This is a genomic window from Campylobacter sp. BCW_6466 (genome assembly GCF_001762835.1).
GTDB lineage: Bacteria > Campylobacterota > Campylobacteria > Campylobacterales > Campylobacteraceae > Campylobacter_D > Campylobacter_D jejuni.
Genome location: NZ_MJXO01000015.1, coordinates 1 through 4,863 on the forward strand (window position 1 = coordinate 1; position 4,863 = coordinate 4,863).

Consider the following 4,863-nt stretch of genomic DNA (forward strand, 5'->3'; position numbering starts at 1 on the left):
GATTTTTTAAGTGTTTTTCAAAGTCTAGCTAATTCTTATGCAGTGAGCTTTTCTCCTTTAAGAATAGGAGAGCAAGTATTAGTCATACCTGTGCGTGGGGATTTAAATAGTGGAGTTATTTTGCGTGGGCTTTACCAAGAAAAACATAGAGCAAAAAACACAGATGAAAATACTTTTAATATAGATTTTGAAGATGGAACACATTTAGAATACAACTCTAAGAGTAGCACTTTAAAACTTGATGTGGTTAAAAATATAAATATCACTTGTGTAGATAAAACCACCCATAACCAAAACAACACCTTAAATACTAAAAATCATACTACAAACGCTAATACCATAACGCTTAATGCTCCAAGTATTAATTTAAATGGTAATACTCAAATTGCAGGAGCAATTTCTACAAGTGGCGAAGGTGGGGCAAGTGGTACTTTTAGCATAAAAGGAAATTTAAACTTAATAGGCAATTTACAAGTTAGCGGAAATATAAGCGATAGCAAAGGTGATTTAACAAATCATATCCATTCTTGTACTTGTGGTGCCACAGCTTCGCCAAGATAGGAAAAACTATGAAAGAATTATTTTTGCTTTTATTTTCATTAGTCTTTTTTATGCTCTTTTGTATGGGGGCATTTTATGCTTTTTTAAACCTAAACTTTTTTATCAAAAGCATTTTTATAGGCTTTTTTATAGCTTTTATGTTTTTAGGTTTTTCTCAAATGTTAGAAAACATTTTTGAATTTTACAAAGGTTTAAAATGAATTACATGGTAAGCATCGAAGAAAGTATCAAAGACATTTTAATCACTCCTTTAGGCTCAAGAGTAATGAGACCTGAGTATGGTTCTTTACTTTATACACTCATAGATAGAAAAATCGATGATGATTTTAAGATAAAGCTTACTAGATACACTGCAGAGGCTATTTCAAAGTGGGAAAAAAGAGTAAAGCTAAAAGGTGTGAGACTTAATGAGTGTAAAGACAATAAATTAAGCATTACCTTGCTTTTTGAAAATTATGGGGATTTAACCATGGAGCTAGGCAAATGAGTGAGCTTTTAAGTGCAAATGATAGCTATTTTAAACAAAGCTTTTTAAAGGATATCCCTTATCCACAAATCATAGAAGAGCAAGACTATGAGAAGCTTTTAAAAGCCTATGAAGAACTTTTTAAAAGCTTTTTAAAAGATAATGTAGAGCTTTTAGAATCTGATCCTTTTAAAGCCATTTTAGAAGCTTTAGCTTATAGAGAAATGATAATTAGAGCAAGAATTAATGAGAGTATAAAAGCAACATATCTTCATTATGCAAAGGGAAGTGATTTAGATAATGTAGTAGCTAATGGCTATTTGATTGAAAGATTAAAAGGGGTTAAGCCCACAGCCAAAGTAGAGTTTGAATTAAATACTTTGCTTACTTATGATGTCATTATCCCAAAAGGTGCGATTTTTTCCAATGAAAAAGCAGACCTTGCCACTTTAAAAGAAGAAGTGGTGATTAAAAAAGGGCAAAGTAAAGCACAAGGTATTTTAGAACTTGATGAATTTATTCAAAGCAAAGAAAGTAAAACCGAGTTTTTACAAACCCCACTGCCTTTTGTGGCTAAGATTAAACAACTTGAATATTTTAGTGGTGGAGCCAGTGAGGAAAGCGATGAAGCCTTAAGAGAAAGGGCTGTAATGAGTGTACATCGTTTTTCAACCGCAGGAAGTGAAAAAGGCTATATCTATCACGCTTTAAGCGCAAGTGCAAAAGTAGCTTCCATAAAAGCTTTAAACAATGGAGCAGGAAAAGTAAGAGTTATCATTAAAAGTGAAGATGAATTAAGCGTTGATGTGGTTAAAGAGTATTTAAGTGCGGATGAGCGAAGACCTTTAACTGATGAAGTAAATGTAGAATTGGCTAAAAAAAGAGAGTTTATCGTAGATGCCAAACTTTTACTTTTAGAATTAAGCCGTGCTAATGAAATTAGTGAAAAAATCAATGCCTTACAAAGTGATTTTGATTTAAGCGTGGATTTAGCACTGGGATTTATTTATAAATGCTTACATCAAGATGGGGTTTATAAAAGTGAAATTTTAAGCATTAAAGAAAAAATCATAAATGAAGAAGAGCAAGAATTAAAAGACTTACCTTTAGCAAACATAATAATAGCTGATGATGAGTTTGCAACCCTTAGCTTTTTACTTAGCTATGAAAAGGCAGTACTATGAAGGGGCATTGTGTAGCAATGGGTCGGGAAGCCTTCAGTAAAAGCGACTTTGGGCGAACTTCGTTTGCACAAAGTGATAGCATAAAAAAGGCGGTGCTATGAATACACTAATACTAAACCACCATCCAAAACAAAGCAAAGCCATTGATTTAAGTGCTAAAACAAGATTTGAAGATTTAAATTTAGCTAGTATCACAAATCTAGCTCTAAATTGCGATGAAAGATTATTGCCAATTTTAGCCAATGCTTATGATGTAAGTATTGATGGTTTAAATGAAAAAGAAGCAAGAAAGCTTATATCTAAAGCCTTGCTTTTAGATAGATACAACGGCACAACTTGGGCTATAAAAGAAGCTTTAAGAGCCGTATTTCCTACTGCAGTGGTTAAAGAGTGGTTTAATTATGGTGGAAAGCCTTATTTTTTTAAAGTTAAAGTAAGCACAACTAATGTTAGCTTTGATGAAAGAACGCTTAATACTTTAGAAAGACTAATTTATGATTTTAAAAATGTTAGAAGCGTTTTAGAAGCAATTGAAATAGAGATTGAAAGTAAAAATGATAGTTTTAATGCTAGTGTAGAAATAAGTGGAGAAACTATAGAAATCTTACCTTTTCAAACCACGCAAATTGAAAACAATCAGAAACCAAGTTTAAATGCAATGGGTGTTTTTATGTGTGAAATAACAAGAACTAATATTGATTTTAAAGGAGTGTATTAATGGCAAAAAGTGAATACTATACCATACTAACAAAAATTGGCATTGCTAAATTTATTGCCGCAAGAGCAAGTGGAAATGGTATCAATTTAAAAAGCTTTAAATTAAGTTCAAAAGTTATTTTGCCCAGCGAAGAAATGCAAAGCTTAGAAGAGATTGTTTATGAAGCTAATATTAGTAGCAAAAGCGTGGATGAAAGCAATCCAAACTATGTGAATTTAATGTGTCATGTGCCAAGCGATGTGGGCGGGTTTGAAGTTAATGCAGTAGGCATTTATGATGAAGCAGGAGATTTGCTTGCAGTAGGAAATGTCCCACGCACTTATAAACCTATCTTAAAAGAAGGCAGCGCTAAAGAGCTTATGATAAAAATTGTCATGGAACTTTCTAATGCAGAGGAAGTTATTTTAAAACTAGATCCTAGTGTGATCATGGCAAGTCGTGATTATGTGGATGCTATTAAAGTGGAACTCAATCTTAAAATTGATGCTTTAATGCAAAAATATGATGCAGAGTTTAAAAAAGTATGGGATGAGTTTGCTAAATATCTTTTAGAAAATAAATTTAATACAGAAATTGCCAAATATGTTACTTTAGCTACTAATCAAACCATTACAGGAGCTAAAGACTTTACCAAACTACCTACAAGCTCTATAAAAGCTACAAATGACAATCAATTTGTAAATTTAGCTACCTTAAAAGAACAAGCTCCTAGCTTAATAGGAGGATTGGGAGTAAATCAAGCTTGGCAAAATGTTTCGAGAGCCTTTGATGTAGCTTATACAAATAATACAGGAAAACCCATAGCAGCCAAATTTCAAGTTAATGCTAGTGCAAGTGGGGATGTCAGTTTTTCTTGTAGTGAGCAATTTGTAGTTTCTATGCATCAAACTTCATTATCCAATGGTGGAGTAAGTCGAACTTATTTTGGTTTTGGAATCATTCCACCAAATGGGCAATACAGATTAAATACACCAGAACACAGCGGATTTTACCCAAGCAAAAGCATTGTATCTTTTATGGAGCTTAGATGAGCATCAAGCAAATAAGGAGAAAAAATGAAATATTTTATAGACAAAAACGATAATAATCAAATTTATGCTTATGAGGATGAAGTGAGCGATGAGCAAATTAAAACAAGTTTAACACCTATTAGCGAAGAAGAGTTTAATGCTTTAACAAGTCCTCCTAAAAGCGAAGAAGAGCTTTTAAACGAGGCAAAAGAGTTAAAAATCAACGAGATTAATACAAAAAAAGAAAATATTCTAAATGGTGGATTTTCTTTTAAAGGTAAAATCTATCAAAGTTCTAATGAAGATCAGTTAAGAATTAATGGAGCAGTAACCAATGCTCTTGTTAATCCTAATTTAATTCCTTATATTGATTGGATTGCGCTTGATAATTCAACTACAAGATTTAGCGTAGATGAGTTTAAACTTTTTGCAAGTAGCATGGCTTATTTTGTGCAAGAGACTATTTTTAAAGCAAGTGCTTTAAAAGAAAAAGCTAGAAATGCACAAAGCAAAGAAGAGCTTGATTTAATTGTTTGGGAGAGTGAAAAATGACTAAAGCAGAATTAAAAAGGGTTTGTGTAAAGCCCTATGATAAAGACAGATTTGAAGTGATTAGTGATTATGCTTTTTCTTTGCCAAATTATAAAGGCATTGTACCACAAGGCTTTAAAACGGATGGAGCAAGTATCCCACGCCTTTTTTGGTCTTTGTTTCCACCTTTTAAAAGCGAGTATTTTAGTGCTTGTGTGGTGCATGATTTTTTATGCGAAAAAGCAAATTCTAGAGCTGATTATAAGACAGCTGATTTAGCATTAAAAGAAGCTATGACTTTGCTTGGATGTTCTAAGTTTAAAATCTTTGTATTTTATCATTCTTGCAATCTTTATCATGCAATAAAATGCTTGATAAAAGGAAAATAAAAAA

The 4,863-nt window shown here is 32.3% G+C and carries 8 protein-coding genes; all 8 read left to right on the top strand.

Annotated elements, in window-relative coordinates:
• Positions 1-561 (top strand): phage baseplate assembly protein V (locus AJ887_RS00865; protein ID WP_070284675.1); only part of this gene is annotated, 561 nt, incomplete at its 5' end.
• An 8-nt stretch (positions 562-569) separates the two neighbouring features.
• Complete coding sequence (locus tag AJ887_RS00870; RefSeq protein ID WP_002795238.1) at positions 570-761, top strand: hypothetical protein; 192 nt, start codon at positions 570-572, stop codon at positions 759-761.
• On the top strand, positions 758-1,048 hold the full coding sequence (locus AJ887_RS00875) for a GPW/gp25 family protein (RefSeq protein ID WP_002795239.1): 291 nt from the start codon (positions 758-760) through the stop codon (positions 1,046-1,048). The genes AJ887_RS00870 and AJ887_RS00875 overlap by 4 nt, the downstream gene beginning before the upstream one ends.
• Positions 1,045-2,211: a baseplate J/gp47 family protein gene (locus AJ887_RS00880; protein WP_070284677.1), complete on the top strand. Its 1,167-nt coding sequence runs from the start codon at positions 1,045-1,047 to the stop codon at positions 2,209-2,211. Before AJ887_RS00875 ends, AJ887_RS00880 begins: the two co-directional genes overlap by 4 nt.
• Positions 2,212-2,308: 97 nt before the next feature.
• Entirely contained in the window at positions 2,309-2,929 is a 621-nt protein-coding gene (locus AJ887_RS00885) for a phage tail protein I (RefSeq protein ID WP_052789952.1), read from the top strand.
• Positions 2,929-3,960: a phage tail protein gene (locus tag AJ887_RS00890; protein ID WP_070284679.1), complete on the top strand. Its 1,032-nt coding sequence runs from the start codon at positions 2,929-2,931 to the stop codon at positions 3,958-3,960. The genes AJ887_RS00885 and AJ887_RS00890 overlap by 1 nt, the downstream gene beginning before the upstream one ends.
• Positions 3,961-3,984: 24 nt before the next feature.
• On the top strand, positions 3,985-4,491 hold the full coding sequence (locus AJ887_RS00895; protein WP_070284681.1) for a DUF4376 domain-containing protein: 507 nt from the start codon (positions 3,985-3,987) through the stop codon (positions 4,489-4,491).
• The gene (locus AJ887_RS00900) at positions 4,488-4,859 is read left to right on the top strand and encodes a DUF1353 domain-containing protein (RefSeq protein ID WP_070284683.1); all 372 of its coding nucleotides are present in this window, start codon (positions 4,488-4,490) and stop codon (positions 4,857-4,859) included. The genes AJ887_RS00895 and AJ887_RS00900 overlap by 4 nt, the downstream gene beginning before the upstream one ends.
• Positions 4,860-4,863 lie beyond the last annotated feature (4 nt).

Coding starts and splice junctions, on each gene's coding strand:
- AJ887_RS00870 (WP_002795238.1), top strand. CDS start 570: ATGAAAGAATTATTTTTGCTTTTATTTTCATTAGTCTTTTTTATGCTC.
- AJ887_RS00875 (WP_002795239.1), top strand. CDS start 758: ATGAATTACATGGTAAGCATCGAAGAAAGTATCAAAGACATTTTAATC.
- AJ887_RS00880 (WP_070284677.1), top strand. CDS start 1,045: ATGAGTGAGCTTTTAAGTGCAAATGATAGCTATTTTAAACAAAGCTTT.
- AJ887_RS00885 (WP_052789952.1), top strand. CDS start 2,309: ATGAATACACTAATACTAAACCACCATCCAAAACAAAGCAAAGCCATT.
- AJ887_RS00890 (WP_070284679.1), top strand. CDS start 2,929: ATGGCAAAAAGTGAATACTATACCATACTAACAAAAATTGGCATTGCT.
- AJ887_RS00895 (WP_070284681.1), top strand. CDS start 3,985: ATGAAATATTTTATAGACAAAAACGATAATAATCAAATTTATGCTTAT.
- AJ887_RS00900 (WP_070284683.1), top strand. CDS start 4,488: ATGACTAAAGCAGAATTAAAAAGGGTTTGTGTAAAGCCCTATGATAAA.